The organism is Tenacibaculum profundi (assembly GCF_052050075.1).
Lineage (GTDB): Bacteria > Bacteroidota > Bacteroidia > Flavobacteriales > Flavobacteriaceae > Polaribacter.
The window spans coordinates 703214-722570 of sequence record NZ_CP197225.1; the positions used below are offsets into that span (position 1 = coordinate 703214).

Below are 19357 nucleotides of genomic sequence, written 5' to 3' on the forward strand. Positions count from 1 at the left end.
CATTCACCCCTTTTTCTTTTGAAAATAGCTAATCATCAATTTACTTATTACAAAAACAGTAACCATTCCTGTTACGACCAAAAATAATCTCAGAAAATTAATTTCTTGCGAAATCAATTTAGTTTGCTCCAACTCCAAAAAAGCGATACCTAAAAGCGGAACCCTAATTTTGTTCAATAACATTAGCCCTTTAGCATAACTATTAATAAAAAAACCTTTAGACTCTTTATTTATGAGATATGGATTGTTACTATTTAGTGTAAAAAAAAAGTTTTTATCCTTCTTTGTATTCCCTACCAATTCAATAAACAGTGTTTTGTTTTCTTTTTGAAACATCGTATATTTCGTTACCAAGGTGTGCCAAATTGCATTGCTTGCATCAGAAGTAGCACCTATTTGAGAATTATAGTTTAAAGTAATTATTACCCATAAAAACAGCAAAAATGACTTCATAAATAAAGCGTTTTTAATTCTTTTACTAATTTAACACTTTATTCCTTATATTGTAATATCTATTCTAGAATAAGTATTTTCAACTTATTCTCTATAAATAAACTATACTCATAGTATGTAACCAATAAAAAGGTAACCTAGCTATGTTTTGAGCGTCAACCAAAATTTATTTTAACAATTTTATGACACAGAAAACGCTGTTAATTCTTCTTTTACAGAATCAAATTCATCCATTATATCTTCGATAACCGCTTTTGCTGATTTTATTTCCTCAATTACCCCTGCTATTTGGCCAATTTCTAACTCTCCCTCTTCTAAATCTCCTTCAAACATTCCTTTTTTAGCTCTTGCTCTTCCTAAAAGGTTTTTAATCTCTTCAATACTCGGATTTTTTTGATAAAGTTCTTGAATCTGTTCATAAAACTTATTTTTAACCAACCTAACAGGTGCTAATTCCTTTAAAGTTAAATACGTTCCTCCGTCTTTTACTTCAACAATTGTTTTCTTAAAATTATCATGAGCAGAAGACTCCAAAGTAGCAGCAAACCTACTCCCTATTTGTACTCCATTAGCACCCAGCACCATCGCTGCAAGCATTCCTCTCCCAGTTCCAATACCACCTGCTGCAATAACAGGTATTTTTACCTTCTGTTTAACCATCGGTACTAACGTAAAAGTTGTTGTTTCTTCTCTACCATTATGCCCACCTGCTTCAAAACCTTCACAAACCACCGCATCAACACCAGCTGCTTCAGCTTTTAATGCAAATTTGACAGAGCTTACAACATGAACTACCTTGATTCCTTTATCTTTTAAGAATTGTGTCCATGTTTTGGGGTTTCCCGCAGAAGTAAATACTATTTTAACATTTTCTTCTACGATAATATCCATAATCTTTTCAATATCCGGATATAACATAGGTACGTTTACACCAAAAGGACGATCTGTTGCTTTTTTACACTTCTGAATATGTTCACGCAACACATCAGGGTACATTGATCCTGCTCCTATTAACCCTAAACCTCCTGCATTTGATACTGCTGAAGCTAATTTCCATCCTGAAACCCAAATCATCCCTCCTTGAATAATTGGATATTTAATATTAAAAAGTTCTGTTATTTTAGTCATTGTAATTCTTTATCAATTAGCTTTTCCGTAGGTTATCTTGTTCTGTTTTTACAAAATCTGCTACAGTTCTAACTAAATTGACACTCTAATGTTTTAGAAATTTTATTTTTTGAAAAAGTCCTTCTTTTTCTATTTGCAATATATACATTCCTCCTGATAAATCAGACATGTCAATGCTATTCGAAACAGTTTCTTTATCCTTTACAACAACGCCTATAGGATTGATAATAGATATTTTTAAATTAGGCTCATTATAATCAATAAACAACAAATCTTCAACTGGATTGGGGTATGTTTTCAATGTTGTTTTTTCGGTTAAATTAGCGGTACCTAATCCTTTAAAAGCCTGTTCAAAATCGGGTATTCCATATCCATAGTGATCCGTTGGATTTGCATATCTATGAGAAGATTTTCGTACAATTTCCATAACTTCAACAGGCTTTAAATTAGGAAATGCCTGCCAAAAACAAGCTACTGCACCTGCCATAACTGGGGATGAAAAAGAGGTTCCATTCGCGCGGCTAGGTTCGCCTGAATTATAATTGATTATATATACATTCTCTCCATGAGCTACAACATCTGGTTTTACTCTACCATCAGCAGTAGGTCCATAAGAACTAAATTGAGCCATATTTTCTGAAGCATTTACCGCTCCTACTGTAAAAACAGCGGCGGCATCTGCAGGGGCTGATAAGTATTTCCATGCACTACTACCGCTATTCCCTGCGGATGTTACGAGTAACATTCCTCTTGACGCTCCTATCTCTGCTCCTCTTGATATAAAGGTTGTTTTTCCGTCTAAATCATTATACGTATGACTATAATTTCTGTTATCAAATGTAGTATACCCTAGGGAGGTATTTATAACATCTACGCCCAAACTATCGGCTCTTTCGGCAGCTTCTACCCATAAGCTTTCTTCTAGTGGAGTTTCGTTTAAAATATCTTCTGTAATAAAAAGGTAAAATGATGCATCTGGAGCTGTTCCTACAAATTCATTCTCAATATAACCTGCGATATTTGATAATACATGAGTTCCATGACTGTGTGCGCTGTAAAAATTAGGACTTCTATTTACAAAGTCGTACCCTCCTAATATTTTGTTTTGATCTCTTAACCTTTGAAAAGCAGGAAGTGTTTCAACATTTAAAAAACCTCCGTCAATGACAGCTATATGCATGCCCTCACCTGTATATCCTTCTCGATGTAAATAATCTGCATTTAGCATTTTAATTTGCGTACTTGACACACCATAGTCAAATTCAGTTTGTAACGCCTTGAACTTATTTTGATGGTTATTGATGAGCTTATTTTTAGTACTGTTATCTATAGCAACTCTATTCAAACGTTTATCAGCATATTCAATACTTTCAATAAAGTCAAAAGCCGGTAACAAAGCAGCTATCGTTTCTTTCGTTCCTCTAATATGTAAGGCATTTAACCATTTTGAACGAGCCTTTACCGTAATACCGGTAGTAGCATTTATCTGATTGTAATAAGTTACATCAATTGGTACATCTTTTTCATCTAATGAAATTTGCAAGCGATTTCTTCTATCAATGGCACGTTGAGAAAGCATTGCTATGGGATTCGATAAATAAGTGTCTACCTCTGGTTTGTCTTTAAAAAAAATCCAGGCATCTTCTATTTGGGAATGCGTAAAATGGCTCCATAAGAAGGTTAATAAAAAAAGTACATTAGTTCTCATGTCAACTAATGTACTACTTTTTATTTAATTTTAAGGCTAACTAATTACACCAGAACCTATTAATTCTTCATTTTTATACCACGCAACAAACTGTCCTTCTTGAATTGCTGACTGAGCGTTTTTAAATTCTACATACAATCCTGTTTGTACGCTATACAAAGTTGCCTCCTCTAATGCCTGTCTGTATCTTATACGAGCTTCTACTTCCATGGTTTCTCCAGGATTTAAGGCAAGATCTTTTCGGATCCAATGCAATTCATCATTTGCTACAAACAATACATTCCTGTACAAACCTTTGTGATTTTTGCCCTCACCTGTGTAAATTATATTTTCATCTACATCCGTTTCAATCACAAATAAGGGTTCTTTAGTACCGCCTACGGCCAACCCTTTTCTTTGTCCTTTCGTAAAATAGTGTGCTCCTTGATGTTTTCCTACAACTTTTCCGTTTTCTTTTGCATAAACATATTTTTCAGCAAAAAAGGCTAGCTCTTCTTCTTTCGAATCAAAAGTAGGCACGCGTCTATTAAAAGACGCAAAACTATCAGGAATTTGAACAATTTCTCCCTCTTTAGGTTGCAGTTTTTGTTGTAAAAAATCAGGTAGCTTAACCTTTCCAATAAAACATAATCCCTGAGAATCTTTTTTGTCTGCTGTAATTAAATCCGCTTCCTTGGCAATAGCTCTCACTTCGGGCTTTGTAAGTTCACCTATAGGAAATAATGCTTTTGCTAACTGCGCTTGCGATAGCTGACATAAAAAATAAGACTGGTCTTTGTTAGCATCTTTGCCTGCTAATAATTTATACACTGGTTGCCCTTGTACTTGCGTCTCATCTTTTCTACAATAATGGCCTGTAGCTACATAATCTGCTCCTAAACTTAGGGCAATATCCATAAAAACATCAAACTTTATTTCACGGTTACAAAGCACATCTGGATTCGGCGTACGACCTCTCTCATATTCTGCAAACATATAATCTACAATACGTTTTTTATATTGCTGACTAAGATCAACCGTTTGGAAAGGAATATTTAGTTTTTCTGCTACAATCATAGCATCGTTACTATCATCTAACCAAGGACACTCATCAGAAATTGTAACAGAATCGTCATGCCAATTTTTCATAAACAATCCAATTACTTCATAGCCTTGCTCTTTTAAAAGATAAGCTGTTACACTACTATCAACGCCTCCTGAAAGACCTACTACTACTCGTTTCATGTATTTACTATAAATTTCTTTATCCTATTGCTTTGTTTTTACAACTTCAATAATTTTATTGCTGTTACTTAACAACATTTTTTAGTGGATATTTTTAGGAGGACAAATTTACAAATTTGTTTTCGTTTTTAATATTGTAAATATTGATACTCGTATAATTCAAAACAATAATTTGCATATGAATCTGAAAGCAAATACATTTGTAACCGCTAAGAGAAAAAGTACGACCATTATTGCTAATGTATTTCACCTATTTTCTTAGTAAAAAACCTTCCTAACCAAGAGGGTTATTTTAGTTAAAAATTATTGCTATACACCCAAATGCTAGGCAATATGTAGGAATGTTTGTAAATCTTACTTTGCTATGCTATCCATAGGGCTATTTGATAAGAATAAATAAAAAAATGAAAATTAAATAATTGCTAAAACTACAATTACACTTATGAAAAAAACTATTTTAAACAGCTTATTTCTGCTGTGCTTTATTTTAGGCTATGGGCAAGAATTGCCTAGCATAGTACCTCTTTCTCCAGGTGCAGCATCTCTGGCTAAATTTGTAGACACACCAATAAATTATACGAATGGAATTCCAGAAATAAAAATACCTTTTTATACGATAAAAACTAAATCTGGGCTCGAAATACCGATTGGAATAAGTTATCATGCATCTGGAATTAAGGTAAATGAACTTTCAACTCGAGTAGGGTTAGGGTGGAGATTACTTGTTGGAGGAAGTATAGCCGTAACTATTCATAACGGACAGGATGAGAATTTTAATAGAATGTATCCTAACCATAAAAATACACTTAAAGAGTCCTTATCACACTTTGACCTTCTCTCGGGAGAATCTTCACAATTATATTGTCATAGTGATGAAAATTTGAACGCTTCCTACAAGTATGCATTGGACGTAACGGGACTACTTGCTGGGACTTCTCCTAATAACAAAATGGGAGATTCAGAACCTGATATATATTATTACGAAACACCATCAAAGATGGGTAAGTTTGTTTTAGATTCTAAAGGGAAAGCGCATCCAATTCCATATGAACCTATTGCAATAAAGAGAAATGGCTTTACTAACAGGTTTAAAATCACAGATGAGTATGGTAACCAATTTGAATACCATAAAGAGGGGACCAAAACAATTACACCGAACTACTCGCAGTTTTTGAATCCTAACATAGAAGATGAGTTCAAACTTAAAAAAATAAAAACTTCATTAGGAGAGGAAATACTTTATAGTTATACTATTGAAAAATATGAATATAAAAATCTTGAAATTCCAACTGAGTATAAAAATTTAACACGTTGCGGTAATAAGAACTCCCTTAAGGGTCCTGAAAAGACCAATAAGATAGATAGACGTCTTAAAGAAATATCATTTAAAGAGGGATATATTAAGTTTTTTTACAGTGATGATAAAAATTATGAAATAGCCGGCTCTAATGAAAGAAAAGATTTAAAAGGAGCCAGCGCATTAAGAAGAGTAATTGTTTACAATAAGAATCATAATATTATTAAGGATTTTGAATTGGTATATAGTTATTTTGACTCTAATGACGGTGAGAACTCGGATCCAGATAGATATAGATTAAAACTAGATCGAGTTATTGAAAATAACAAACTACCATATGAGTTTATTTATAATAAAACGAAAGGGCCTCATCGCTTATCAAAAAGTCAAGATTATTGGGGATATTATGGTAATTCAAGTGAATTAATTCCTACCATGACTTATCAAGGAGAGTCTCTTGGAGGTGGAGACCGTAGTGTAGACGACGATAAAATTAAGGCGTATTCGTTAGAAAAGATAATTTACCCAACTGGTGGTAATAAACAATTTTATTTTAATGAAGTTTCTTATGAACATAATCAAACTGAAGAATATATTGAAAAAAAATATACTGAAGTTTTTTCAGGAAATGGTCGTCATAATTTCTTTCTTAAAGAGAGTAACGAAAACCTTTATAAAGTCATATTTAATACTGACTGCGTTGTTGAAGATGGGCGTCCGGTTTTTGAACGCTTTTGTCAAGTTGAGTTACAAGATCAATATGGTAATGTTAAATTTCGAACGAATAAGAAGGGCGCCTATCCAATAGAACTTCCAAGAAATGAAATAGGCAAAGAGTATCAATTCATAATTAGTACTTATGATTCCAATAATCCACCTTGTCTTTGCACTGTTGCTTTGGAAAGTACTGAAAAAAAGGAACGAATAGTTTTAAAAAAGACGCAGCTTCCAGGCCTTCGTTTAGATAGAGTTATTAAGGAATCAGAAGATGGTAAGCCTTTAGAAACAAAATTTGATTATCGCATTCCTGGATCAAATAGAATAAGTAATAATACAAAAATTCCAGGATTTTCATTCAGAGAAAAAAGTTTTACAACTAAAGGGAAAAATTTTGATCATATGATTTGGTGCGAATACCTTGTTAGACAAGGATCCCCCGTATGGGAGTATCGTTCAACATACGAATATATAAAAGAGTATGAGGAAGGTAACGGTTTCACGCAATACCATTTTTCTCCTTCTGTTACTACCTATAATAACAGTAATAATTTAAAATTACACACAGGGTTTTCGAGCTTGGGAGGAGGCAAACTTCTATCAAAGGAAGTTTATTCAGAAAAAGGCAAGAAAGTTTTTATAGAAGAATATGACTATTCAATCGATTACTCTGTTAATAAAAGATCCGCTGATTATCTTGAAGGAAACCCAAAGGCTGTCACCTTTGGAATCAGTTTTAACTCACCTGGAACTTGGCAAGAGACATGCTTTGGAATTATAGGTGTACCAACTTATCCAAAGGCTGCCTTCAAATATAATATTTATAATTTCATAGGAGGCTGGGTGAAAAATGATTCTATTCAAAAAACATATTTTTTTTATGATCAGCTAGGAAATCTTAAGGATAAAAAAAAGCAAACGATAAAATATACTTATAACAATAACAATCATTCACAAATAAATGAAATTGAAGCAAGTAACAGTGTGGGAGAAAAGAAAATTACTCAAATAAAATATGCTCACGAATTAAAGGATAGTGTATTAATTTCAGAACATCGAATTGCGATTCCTTTGGAAACTAAGACCTTTGTAAAAGATAAATTGGTGTCTTGGGAAAAAACAGTTTTTGATTATTATCCGAACAAAGAATATTACCTTCCTTGGAAGCTTCAAACTTCAAAAGATGGAGAAACATTGAAGGATCTTAAAGACCGAATCATATACCACAGTTACGATAAAAAAGGAAATCTAACTGAGGTAAGTAAAAAAAGCGGTACTCACATCGTTTATTTATGGGGTTACAATTACACACAACCCGTTGCCAAAATAGAAAATGCTACTTACGCTGAAGTGATGGATGTATTAGATAAAGAAACAAGCGACGATCTTTCGTATTTACAAAGTTTTACCGAAAGAGAAATACAAATTGAAATTCACAAAATAAGAGTTGGCTTAGACAAGGCTCAAGTGACCACTTATACCTACAAACCACTGGTTGGTGTAAGCACAATTACTGATTCTAGAGGAAAAACGGTTTACTATGAATACGATGATTTTAACAGGTTGCAGTTTATTAAAAATTCAGAAAATAAAATTTTAAAGGAGTACCAATACAACTATAAAAATTAACAGCTATGAAAAATATAATAATACTACTAATCACTGGGTTATTTTCGATAACATGTTTTGGTCAATTTGGAAACTCCTTTTTATTTTATGAAGATAAAGATGGTGACGGATACGGTGCTGGCACTGGTTACTTGATTCAGAAAAAGGGATACGTTTCAAACAACTTAGACTGTAATGACAATAACAGGACAGTTTACCCAAATGCCCCTGAAATAATGGATGGAAGGGATAATAACTGTGATGGAAAAAAAGATGAAGGCTTATTTGTTCCAATTCCTCCAGCTCCTACAATTATTCAAAATTGTGGTCAAACAAAGTTAATAAAAGGGGCATCTCCATCTGGAATAATATGGTACTGGCAAAAAACTTATTTAGGAACTGAAAGAGATCATTTTAAAAACCTTCCTTCTACGATTAGTTTAAATAGTGGGAATGAATATTATTTGAGAGCTTATAATACTTCTGCCAAAAAGTGGAGTTCTACTCGTATTGTTAAATATAATGTTAAATTAACGCCTAGTACACCAAGTTCTCCTAAAGTATTTGTTAATTGTGGTAATGCGAAATTAACAAGAGGAAACCCACCCAGTGGTGTTACCTGGTATTGGCAAAGTAGTGCCAATGGTACCAGTACAGCAAATGCTAGTAGTAGCATTACGCGTACTAGTGGTTCTGTATACTATTTACGAGCTAGAAACAATAGCTCTGGCTGTTGGAGTACCATACGAAAAGTAAACTACTCCATAAAGCCTTTACCAGCCATGCCTAGCACACCAACCATTGCAAATCTTTGCGGGAGCTCAAAATTAACCCGTAAAAATCCACCAAGTGGTATTACCTGGTATTGGCAAAGCAGTGCCAATGGCACCAGTACGGCCAATGCGAGCACTAGCATTACCCGTACCAGTGGCTCTGTATATTATTTACGAGCTAGAAATAACAGTACTCGCTGTTGGGGACCGGCAAGAAAAGTAAGTTACGCTATAAAAGCTGTACCCACTGTACCTACTGCCCCCAGTATTACCAGTAATTGTGGAAACACCAAATTAACCCGTAAAAATCCGCCAAGTGGCATTACATGGTATTGGCAAAGCAGTGCCAATGGCACCAGTACTTCCAATACAAGTAGTAGCATTACCCGTACCAGTGGTTCTGTATACTATTTACGAGCTAGAAACAATAGCTCTGGCTGTTGGAGTGCTATTCGTACAATAAACTATACCGTAAAAGCTGTACCTAGCATCCCCAATACACCAACCGTTGCAAATCTTTGTGGAGGCTCAAAACTAACTCGAGGCAACCCGCCTAGTGGCATTACTTGGTATTGGCAAGCTAGTACCAGTGGCACGAGCACAGCAAATGCAAGTAGCAGCATTACCTGTACCAGTGGCTCTGTATACTATTTACGAGCTAGAAATAACAGTTCTGGCTGCTGGAGTTCGGCAAAAAAGGTAAACTACAGCATCCCTCCTACGCCTACATGGTATGCTGACACAGATGGGGATGGTTTTGGAAACCCTAAGGCATCCAAAAAAGCATGCACAAAGCCTAGTGGCTATGTAGCAAATCAGCATGATTATGATGATAGCACTAAACTTATTACGAATATCATGCCTAAAAACTTTTATAGAGATACCGATGGGGATGGTTATGGTATTAGTACTAATAAAGTATACCGAAGTGTTCAACCGAGTGGTTATGTTACAAACGCTTCTGACTGTAACGATGGTAATGCGGTATACCATCCTAAAACTACATGGTATGCTGATACCGATGGTGACGGATTTGGTGATCCAAACAGTGCTAAAAAACAATGCAGTCAACCTCCGGGATACGTGCTAGATTCAAGCGATCAATGCCCTACAACATCAGGTACTCATTTTGGTTGTACAAAAGAAGCAACCTATGCATTACCAAATCTTAGTAATGAAAATTATGTGTTTACACGGGTATATCAAAAAGAAATGTCAACCCCTGTAAGCGCTTCAAATTACCAAAACGTAGCCTTGGGTGACGTGCTCGAAAGTGTTACGTATTTTGATGGTTTGGGAAGAACAAAGCAACAGATAGGAATACAACAAGGAACTGCACAAAGCGCTCCATTGGTAACCAATCTTTTAGCTACTGATTGGACCTTAGGTGCCGGAGGCACCCCTTTTTACAATCAAAACGGTAGTACTTCGGAAAATCAAAGAATCTTAGGAGCCAGTCCAAAAGGAACCAAAGAAATGTTATGGATGTGCGGAAATGATGCAGCAAGCAATGCAGATGGCGGCTGGAATACTGATTATATAAATGTAGATAAAACCAAAGTGTACCGTTATACCGTTTGGGTAAAACGTACCGGCAATCAAGAAGGAACTACCTACCATGGAACTCAAATTGTTAATAATTTAAACGGTACAGAAAATAAAAACCCATACTTCTGGCATGGTGATTTACCCCAATTAAATGAATGGTATTTGTTGGTCGGAATCATTCACCCTGCAGGTTACACTGGTGCTGACACAGGCGTAAGTGGTGTGTACGATCGTACTGGTAAAAAAGTACTAGATGGTGTTGAATTCGAATGGAGAACAAACACTACAAAATCAAGGTTTAGAAGCTATTTATACTACACTACCAATGTTGCAACCAACCAATACTTTTGGAATCCAGTAGTAGAAATTATTGATGGTTCTGAATTAAGCATTAACAGTATGGTAGGTGCACTAAATACTCCCCCTTCTGATATTGTAACACACGTAGGATATGACGAATTTGGAAGACAAGATAAAGAGTACCTTCCTTATGCAGCCGTTAGTAGCAATGGAAGCCTACATGCCAATGCTAAGGTAGCTACTCAAAAATATTATAAAGAACATTATGCTAACGATTTTTCTGGCATTACAGCACTTGATGAAATAAATGCTTTTTCGCAGAAAAACTTTGAGGCTTCCCCTTTAAACAGAGTATTACAACAAGCCGCTCCAGGAAAAGATTGGCAGTTAGGTAGCGGCCATGAAATAGCTTTTAATTATGAGACCAATACAAGTAATGAAGTAAAATTATTTAAAGTAAGCGTAACAGAACGTACAGCGCAAGGGGTAATAACCTACGTCCCTGCCCTAGCCAATGCGAACCGTAACTCATATGCAGCAGGCACTTTGTTTAAAACAATTACTAAAGATGAAAATCACGATGGAACAGCTAGTAAATTGCATACTACAGAAGAGTTTAAAAATAAGCAAGGTCAGGTAATTTTAAAGCGTACATATGCGAAGATAAATGGAGCCGAAGTAGCTCATGACACCTATTACGTATATGATGATTACGGAAATTTAACCTATGTACTGCCACCTAAGGTAACCACACAAGATGGAACGGTGTCTGCTACTGAGCTTTCAGACTTATGCTACCAGTATACCTATGACGATTCTAATAGATTGGTAGAAAAGAAACTACCAGGAAAACAAAAAGAATACATTGTTTATGACCTACTTGATCGGCCGATATTAACCCAAGACCCTAATTTGAAAAAAGCCAACAAATGGTTATTTACCAAATACGATGCTTTAGGAAGAGTTATTTATACTGGAACAAGTAATACAAATACCTCGAGAATCGACTTGCAGAAAAAGGCTAACGAAACACGTAATAGCTTATTTGAAAGTATACAGCAAGCTTCATTAACTATAGGTGCCACTGCCCTGTACTACAGTAACAATGCAGTGCCTCAAGAAGCTAGCGAAGTATACACTATTTCATATTACGATGCATATACCGATGTACCGGCAGGATTTAGACTTCCTCAAAAAACTACTTTCAATACGCCCATTACAACCAATGTAAAAGGCTTAACTACAGTAACCAAAGTAAAAGTACTGGGCACCAATCAATGGATACATACCGTAACTTGTTATGATGAAGAAGCACGACCTATTTACGTGTATAGTAAAAATGACTTTTTACAAACCATTGATATTGTTGAAAGTCAATTAGATTTTGTTGGAAAAGTAAGGCAAACAAAAACCACGCATAAAAAAGGAAGTGAAAATGCCATAGTTACCTTAGATACATTTACCTACGATCATGCAGGGCGAATGAAAAAGCAAACTCAAACTATAGGAAACCGAACAGAACAGGTAGTTGCAAACACCTATGATGCTTTAGGACAATTAACTGAAAAACAAGTAGGTGGAACCAACAGAAATCCGTTACAAAAAGTAGACTATGCTTACAATGTTAGAGGGTGGTTAAAAAATATCAATGCAGATGCTCATAATGACAATGATTTATTTAACTTTACCCTCAGGTATAATGATATTGATCAGGTGAACAAGCGTTTATATAACGGAAATATTGCACAAACAAACTGGGCTACTGCAAGTGTAAATGACACGCAGAACCCCGTTAGCAATTCTTATACCTATAGCTATGATGCGTTAAACAGAATTACCACAGCTTCAGGAAGTAACACCTCAAATTACAATGTTTCAGGAATTACGTATGATAAAAACGGAAATATTTTAACACTTAATAGAAATGGTTGGCAAAATAAAGAGAGTTTTGCTAATATGGACCGATTAAAATATACCTACAATGAAAATAATACAGGAAATAAACTTATTAAAGTAGAAGAACTTTCTGGAGGAAATAAAATTTTTGGTTTTAAAGAAGGTAGTAATTCAGGAAATGATTTTGTTTATGATGACAATGGTAACATGATTAAAGATTTAAACAAAGGGATATCTAATATTACTTACAATCACTTAAACTTACCAACAAGGGTAACTATTAACGGCAAGCACATTGATTATGTGTATGATGCCAGTGGTGTAAAGCTTAGAAAAAAAGTAGAAAATACCACCACAGATTACGCAGGTAATTATGTGTATAAAAACAATACTTTAGAGTTCTTTAACCACCCTGAAGGTTATGTAACCAAAGACAATACTGGCTTTAAGTATGTGTATCAATACAAAGATCATTTAGGAAACGTCCGATTGTCTTATACTGATAAAAATCAAAACAACAGTAATATTACTGATATAGAGATTATTGAGGAAAGTAATTACTATCCCTTTGGACTTAAACACAAAGGGTATAATAACAACATCTCATCCCTTGGAAATAGCACCGCGCAGAAGTTTGGGTATAATGGAAAAGAGCTTAATGAAGAGCTTGGTATACAATGGTACGACTTCGGTGCTAGAAATTATGATGCTGCTTTAGGTAGATGGATGAACCTTGACCCTTTAGCTAACAAATACTATAATTTGTCTCCATATAATTATACAGCAAATAACCCTATCTTATTCAAAGACCCTGATGGTAGATATATTGATATTTCAGGACTTAATGAAAACCATAAAGTAGCATTTAAGAAGTTTCTAGGAACTAAAGAAGGTCAAAGGTTTTTGATGTTATATGGAAGTGCTGGTCAGGATGTTCTTGGTTTTAAAGTTGAGAAAGATGGCAAATATTCAAGACATACTATTTGGTATCAATCTAAGAAAAGTCAATGGGGTACAAATAAAGGAGGGATGACTATTCCTTACTCTGTCTCTAAAACTGGAAGATCCACTAGGATGCCACTATCTAAAAATATGACTAGTAGATTGTCGTTCTTAGTTTTAATTGGTCCAGGAGAAAAAGACGATGAAGCTCTAGAAACCATTGCCCATGAAAGTTTTCTACATGTAGAGGAAAGAAGTAAGAAATTTGATTCTCTCATAGATAAATTTTTAAGTGGTGGTTACAAGGATACAGCCAAAAATAAAGGAACTAGTGAGGCATTCCAATTTACTTTAGATTTAACGGAGTTACTTAATAGTGATGAAGAAACTAAGGAAGAGCATAAGTTCTTTGTTAATGGAAAAAGTGTGTCTTATGAGAACTTCGTTAAAGAGTTAGGTTCATTGTTTAAGAAACATTCAGATAAAGAAAAAGAGAAAACCAAGAAAAATGAAAATAAATAAAACTTTTTTTAGTCTTTTAGTTGTATGCTTTTTATTAAAATCGTGTACTCCTAATCAAGATAATGATGAGCATAAGATTGATGTTTTAAAAAGCACTCACAAGAATGGTAAGTTGAAAGATGTATCTTGGGTGACTGCGGGAAATACCGAAGGTAAATCATATTTCTTTAAAGATAATGGAGAAATATATGCAGAATTTAATTTAAAAGGTGGTTTTAAAAATGGGAAAGCAATAACCTATGATAAAGGGTTAGTTTTAAGTGAGGAAAACTATCTTAATGATAAACTTAACGGTGATGCGAAATATTATGATAATGGAAAATTGGAGATAGATGGTTATTTTCGAGATGATTTAAAAGTTGGAATTTGGAACTATTTTTATAATACTAAATTAGTATTATCAGAACTTTACGAAAGAGGTAATTTACAACAGGTTATTTATAAAGATGTAAAACATTTTGAAAATATTAAAAATATTCCTCCTAAAGCCCCGCAAATTGAAATTTAGTGGTCAGCGTAATGGCAATTAGTTAAAGGAAATTTAAATAAAAAACGGTACTATAAAAACCATTTGCAATGGCGGGTAGTAAAGTTTAAAAATAATTAAAGATAAAGCCACAGCAGAAATGTTGTGGTTTTGTTGTTTTTTAGGAGTAGGCTTTTTTGGTTTTAGTATCTCTAATAAAGGCATCAATAATTTTAACTATTGTACTTTTATCATCGTTGTTAAGTCTTTGTATTTCTTTCATGCGATTAACCATAGTAACATCTACTACCTCTAAATTACCATCTTCTGATACCAAATAATCCAAAGAAACATTTAATACTTGTGCTATTTTTTTAGCATTTTCAACAGATGGAATTATATCATCCCTTTCATACTTAGAAATTGCATCACGAGAAACACCAACGAACTTGGCAACATCAATTTGAGATAACTTCTTCTCTTTTCTAATCTTGGTAATTTTCTGTCCTAAAGTCATAGAATAGTCTACTTATTATACTATAAACCGTATAAAACTATACGTTTTAGGCAAATATAATCAAATAAAGATAGTATTGTCTTGTTTTTATCAATAGTAATATCTAATATTGCAGAGTAAACAATACAAAAAATAGAATTATCGACATTTTGTATAAAATTATTTTCTATGACTTCGTTAGATACTTCCAACTCCAACAACTACCAGTACACCACAAAACACTTAGAAATCCACATTTTAGGAGGTATAAAAACCAATAAACTAGAGAGTTTACGAGTAACCGTATCTATACAAAAGCTGAAATCAGAAAAAATATTACGTCATAACATAGACTTATATAATGACAATCAGGTAGAAAAGTTTGTTAGAAAAGTAGCAGAACGATTAGAAATAGGAACAAGTATTGTTAGAAAAACATTACAAGAACTTACCAAAGAATTAGAGGCTTACCGTTTTTTACTACTTAAAAATGAAGAAGAACAGGCAATGCCTGTCTATAAACAATTAAACGCTAGTGAAGAGAAAGAAGCTATCGACTTTTTAAAAAAGGGAAAGTTGCTAACAAGGACAAATGAGTACATCGGCAAAAGTGGTGTTATAGGGGAAGACATTAACCGCTTGCTGATGTATCTCATTTTTACCAGTAGAAAAACTAACAATCCGTTACACTGTATTAGTTTAGGGAGTTCGGGAGCAGGAAAAACCCACTTACAAAGTAAGGTTGCAGAGCTAATACCCGAAGAAGACAAAGTAGAGATAACGGTATTATCTGCCAATGCTTTTTATTACTTCAATCGTACAGAATTACAACACAAATTAATATTAATAGAAGATTTAGACGGCGCAGAGTCTGTACTCTATCCACTTCGAGAATTACAAAGTAAAAAACGAATTACAAAAACGGTAGTTCATAAAGACAGCAAAGGAACTACCAAAACTATACACTTAACGGTTGAAGGTCCTGTATCTGTTGCAGGTTGTACCACGCAAGAAAGCATTTACGAAGATAATAGCAATCGTAGTTTTTTACTATACATTGATGAAAGCGAAGAGCAAGACAAACGTATTATGAATTACCAACGCGCCGTATCGGCGGGACAGGTAAACGAGGAAGAAGAATATTTAGCTTCGGAGCTTCTAAAAAATGTACAACGAGTATTACAACCAATACGTGTGATTAATCCTTTTGCTATGTACTTGGAATTACCACAATCCGTTTTTAAACCAAGACGTACAAACTCACATTATTTACAATTTATAGAAGCCATTACCTTTTACAAACAACACCAACGAGAAAAGCAATACGATAAAGAAACAGGCGAAGAGTTTATAGAAACTACCATCGAAGATATAGAAGAAGCTAATGAGTTGATAACAGAAGTACTACTTAGAAAAAGTGATACTATTACAGGTGCTTGCAGAAACCATTTAGAGAACTTAAAAAAGTACTTACAAGAAAAAGAGCAAACACAGTTTACTAATACAGAAATCAGAAGGAATTTAAGAGTAAAACAAACCACATTACAACGTTATCACAAACAACTATTACTAGAGGGTTATATTAAAAAAGTTAAAGGAAAGAAAGGACAAACCTATTACTATGAGATTATAGATGTAAACGAATACACATCACTTAAAGAGCAGATAAACAAAGCTTTAAAAGAGTGTTTGCAAGGCATCAACTTACCCACTTAACCACTACTTATCCACTTACAAAACGGTTAAGTTAAAGTGCTTATAATAAAACATTTATTAAGAGTTAACCGCAAAACTCCAAAAAAGGTCAAGCGATGAAAAAATTAAAACTAGAAAACGAAATCTATAGAACACTAGTTGCCAATTACAAAGAATGGTTAGATATATTGGGTTATGCAGAAAGCACGGTGTATTATTTACCCAATCATTTACAAGAGTTCTTTTATTATCTGGAGCAAAATCGAATTAAAACCATCAATCAAATTACTACTAAAACGGTAAAGGAATATTACAGACACCTACAAGAAAGAGGTAACGAGAGAAGAAACGGAGCATTAAGTAAAAGTTATTTAAACAAACATCAACAAGCCTTAAAGAAGTTTAAAGAATATTTACAAAACCACAATCACAAAGGCATTAACATACATCTAAAATCAGAACAAGAGCCTACGGAAGAAAAACTAAACATACTTACACAATCTGAAATCAAAGAATTATTTACAGCCACAAGTTATAGTCATGATACAGCGAAGATACGTATGCGGGATAAAGCCATGTTAGTAGTTTTATACAGTTGTGGACTGCGAAGAAATGAGGCTGTGTACTTAGATACTAGCGATATTTATTTTGATAAAGAACGCATTTTTGTTAGAAAAGGTAAAAACTATAAAGAACGTTTTGTTCCTATTAATCGAAAGAATGCAGAAATATTAGAAGACTATATCTACGAAGCTCGTCCGCAGTTTAAAGATAGTCATGTACATGAAGCTTTATTTATAAATAAGTTTGGTACGCGAATGCAAGGAACAAGCTTCTCTAATCGTTTACAAGCCATTATAAAAGCAAGTGAAAATAAAACCATTACAGAAAAACACATAACCCCACATAGTTTACGCCACTCTATTGCTACTCATTTACTGCAACAAAATGTAAAGCTAGAAAGTATAAAAACCTTTTTAGGACACAGTAGTCTAGAATCTACTCAATTGTACACTCACCTTTTAAAAACTATTGAAAATGAGGGATTATAAAGACTATTTAGAAAAACAAAAGTATAGCAGATCTACTATAAAAAGCTATATTACTGCCAAATCTCGATTTATCGAGTGGAGTAAACGAAACCATACAAGTCCAGAAAGTATAGACTATAAAACCTTCTTAAAATACATTAAGTATTTACAACAAAAAAAGAATACCAAGAAAACGGTAAAACATAAAATAGGAAGCTTAAAAATACACTTTAACTACCTACTATCAGAACATTACAGAACGGACAATCCAATAGAAAGCCTCACTATAAAAGGCGTAAAAAGAGTTGTTAATTACAATACTTTAGAAGCTGACGAATTAGAGGATTTATATTATAGTTACGAGACTGAAAACATAAAAGACCCTTATCATAGATTAACAGCAAAACGCAATAAAATAATCGTTGGTTTATTAGTGTATCAAGGCTTAAACACAACCGAATTAATACACTTAGAATTAGAAGATTTACAGCTTTACAAAGGAAAGATATACATAAAAAGCGGTACAAGAAGTAATGGCAGAACCTTAGAGTTAAAACCGTGGCAAGTCATAGAGTTTTTAGAATACATCAAAGAAATTAGAGAAGAAATCATTACAAGAAAAAGCATCGAAAGTAACCGAGTATTTATCCCGAATAATGCACGATTAGGAAACACTATACAAGGCATTATAAAAAAGCTAAAAAAGACGAATCACAAAGTAAAGAACATACATCAAATACGAGCCTCTGTAATAACCAATTGGTTAAAACACTATAATTTAAGGCAGGTACAAGTATTAGCAGGACATCGTTATATAAGTTCCACAGAAAGGTATGTACAAGACGATTTAGAAAGCCTACACGAAATCGTTAACAACTCCCATCCAATTAATTAACCAAGTGTCTCGCTAAGGCTCGGAATTTAATGTTTTTTATCTCCGTTCCACTCTAATAAAATACGGTTATAAGGTGTTCACTTCATCCCGCCTATTAAAAACATTTATTAAGTCAATCTTCCGTAAACTACAGTTGTCTTAAAAATCTTTTTGCCACCACTTCTATTACGTTCACTCGCAACTACTCTTATTTTTTTAAGATCATTATTTTATACAAAAATACCGCCATAAAAAAATAACCGTTGCTTCATTAGGGCTCGCCGCTGATGCCTCGGGCTACAAGTTTTTTAAAAAGAATTTATAATTGATTTTATAAGGATATTAAAAAACTTTGTGGCGGTTCTGCATGGCTCGTTCCTCACCAATCTGCATCCCCGTCACCCTCGGCGCTCGCTTAGGCTTCGCCCTTAGTTCTCGTTGCACTAAGCTTGGCTAAAGGCTTTATAACCTCTAAAACAAGCCATTCCACTAATGGTTGAAAACCCACGCACCGCCAACCTCTTTTTAAACCATTAGCGGAACGTTTTAAAGCTTGACGATTTAGAGGCTGTTGATGCGAGGAAAATCGACAAGTTTTAAAATGATTTACTTATTGATAATGTTTAATCAAAGCGTTGGAAGTTCGGGTGAAGGGAGTATTTAACATAGAATAGGTTAT

Annotated in this window: 11 protein-coding genes; 6 read left to right on the forward strand and 5 right to left on the reverse strand. The window is 34.0% G+C overall.

Annotated features, from left to right (window positions below; translation table 11 throughout):
* Window positions 1-3: 3 nt before the first annotated feature.
* The 4 genes from ACSIGE_RS02825 to mnmA form a co-directional block, all read right to left on the reverse strand.
* Window positions 4-453, reverse strand: a complete 450-nt coding sequence (locus ACSIGE_RS02825; protein WP_440881284.1) for a hypothetical protein — start codon at window positions 451-453, stop codon at window positions 4-6.
* A gap of 180 nt (window positions 454-633) precedes the next feature.
* Complete coding sequence (locus tag ACSIGE_RS02830; protein WP_440881285.1) at window positions 634-1581, reverse strand: NAD(P)H-dependent flavin oxidoreductase; 948 nt, start codon at window positions 1579-1581, stop codon at window positions 634-636.
* Between the two features lie 85 nt (window positions 1582-1666).
* On the reverse strand, window positions 1667-3289 hold the full coding sequence (locus tag ACSIGE_RS02835; RefSeq protein WP_440881286.1) for a S8 family serine peptidase: 1623 nt from the start codon (window positions 3287-3289) through the stop codon (window positions 1667-1669).
* A 36-nt stretch (window positions 3290-3325) separates the two neighbouring features.
* Window positions 3326-4528: a tRNA 2-thiouridine(34) synthase MnmA gene (gene mnmA, locus ACSIGE_RS02840; RefSeq protein WP_440882176.1), complete on the reverse strand. Its 1203-nt coding sequence runs from the start codon at window positions 4526-4528 to the stop codon at window positions 3326-3328.
* Between the two features lie 427 nt (window positions 4529-4955).
* Here mnmA and ACSIGE_RS02845 point away from each other — a divergent pair, with 427 nt between their 5' ends.
* The 3 genes from ACSIGE_RS02845 to ACSIGE_RS02855 are packed head-to-tail and all read left to right on the forward strand — an operon-like array spanning window position 4956 to window position 14624.
* Window positions 4956-8156 (forward strand): hypothetical protein, encoded by a 3201-nt coding sequence (locus tag ACSIGE_RS02845; RefSeq protein ID WP_440881287.1) that lies wholly within the window; start codon window positions 4956-4958, stop codon window positions 8154-8156.
* Between the two features lie 5 nt (window positions 8157-8161).
* Entirely contained in the window at window positions 8162-14116 is a 5955-nt protein-coding gene (locus ACSIGE_RS02850; RefSeq protein WP_440881288.1) for a DUF6443 domain-containing protein, read from the forward strand.
* Window positions 14103-14624 carry a toxin-antitoxin system YwqK family antitoxin gene (locus ACSIGE_RS02855; RefSeq protein WP_440881289.1) on the forward strand — a complete coding sequence of 174 codons (522 nt, stop codon included), beginning with the start codon at window positions 14103-14105 and terminating at the stop codon, window positions 14622-14624. The genes ACSIGE_RS02850 and ACSIGE_RS02855 overlap by 14 nt, the downstream gene beginning before the upstream one ends.
* A 139-nt stretch (window positions 14625-14763) precedes the next feature.
* Here ACSIGE_RS02855 and ACSIGE_RS02860 read toward each other — a convergent pair whose 3' ends face one another.
* On the reverse strand, window positions 14764-15099 hold the full coding sequence (locus tag ACSIGE_RS02860) for a helix-turn-helix domain-containing protein (protein WP_440881290.1): 336 nt from the start codon (window positions 15097-15099) through the stop codon (window positions 14764-14766).
* Window positions 15100-15267: 168 nt separating this feature from the next.
* On the opposite strand from ACSIGE_RS02860, the gene ACSIGE_RS02865 reads away from it, so the two are divergent.
* The 3 genes from ACSIGE_RS02865 to ACSIGE_RS02875 all read left to right on the forward strand — a co-directional run bounded on the left by ACSIGE_RS02865 (window position 15268) and on the right by ACSIGE_RS02875 (window position 18699).
* A complete protein-coding gene (locus ACSIGE_RS02865) occupies window positions 15268-16794 on the forward strand; it encodes a hypothetical protein (RefSeq protein WP_440881291.1) in 1527 nt (508 codons plus the stop codon).
* Between the two features lie 95 nt (window positions 16795-16889).
* Window positions 16890-17825: a tyrosine-type recombinase/integrase gene (locus ACSIGE_RS02870; RefSeq protein WP_440881292.1), complete on the forward strand. Its 936-nt coding sequence runs from the start codon at window positions 16890-16892 to the stop codon at window positions 17823-17825.
* Window positions 17812-18699 (forward strand): tyrosine-type recombinase/integrase, encoded by an 888-nt coding sequence (locus tag ACSIGE_RS02875; protein ID WP_440881293.1) that lies wholly within the window; start codon window positions 17812-17814, stop codon window positions 18697-18699. The genes ACSIGE_RS02870 and ACSIGE_RS02875 overlap by 14 nt, the downstream gene beginning before the upstream one ends.
* Window positions 18700-19357: the final 658 nt, after the last annotated feature.

Coding starts and splice junctions, on each gene's coding strand:
- ACSIGE_RS02825 (WP_440881284.1), bottom strand. CDS start 453: ATGAAGTCATTTTTGCTGTTTTTATGGGTAATAATTACTTTAAACTAT.
- ACSIGE_RS02830 (WP_440881285.1), bottom strand. CDS start 1,581: ATGACTAAAATAACAGAACTTTTTAATATTAAATATCCAATTATTCAA.
- ACSIGE_RS02835 (WP_440881286.1), bottom strand. CDS start 3,289: ATGAGAACTAATGTACTTTTTTTATTAACCTTCTTATGGAGCCATTTT.
- ACSIGE_RS02845 (WP_440881287.1), top strand. CDS start 4,956: ATGAAAAAAACTATTTTAAACAGCTTATTTCTGCTGTGCTTTATTTTA.
- ACSIGE_RS02850 (WP_440881288.1), top strand. CDS start 8,162: ATGAAAAATATAATAATACTACTAATCACTGGGTTATTTTCGATAACA.
- ACSIGE_RS02855 (WP_440881289.1), top strand. CDS start 14,103: ATGAAAATAAATAAAACTTTTTTTAGTCTTTTAGTTGTATGCTTTTTA.
- ACSIGE_RS02860 (WP_440881290.1), bottom strand. CDS start 15,099: ATGACTTTAGGACAGAAAATTACCAAGATTAGAAAAGAGAAGAAGTTA.
- ACSIGE_RS02865 (WP_440881291.1), top strand. CDS start 15,268: ATGACTTCGTTAGATACTTCCAACTCCAACAACTACCAGTACACCACA.
- ACSIGE_RS02870 (WP_440881292.1), top strand. CDS start 16,890: ATGAAAAAATTAAAACTAGAAAACGAAATCTATAGAACACTAGTTGCC.
- ACSIGE_RS02875 (WP_440881293.1), top strand. CDS start 17,812: ATGAGGGATTATAAAGACTATTTAGAAAAACAAAAGTATAGCAGATCT.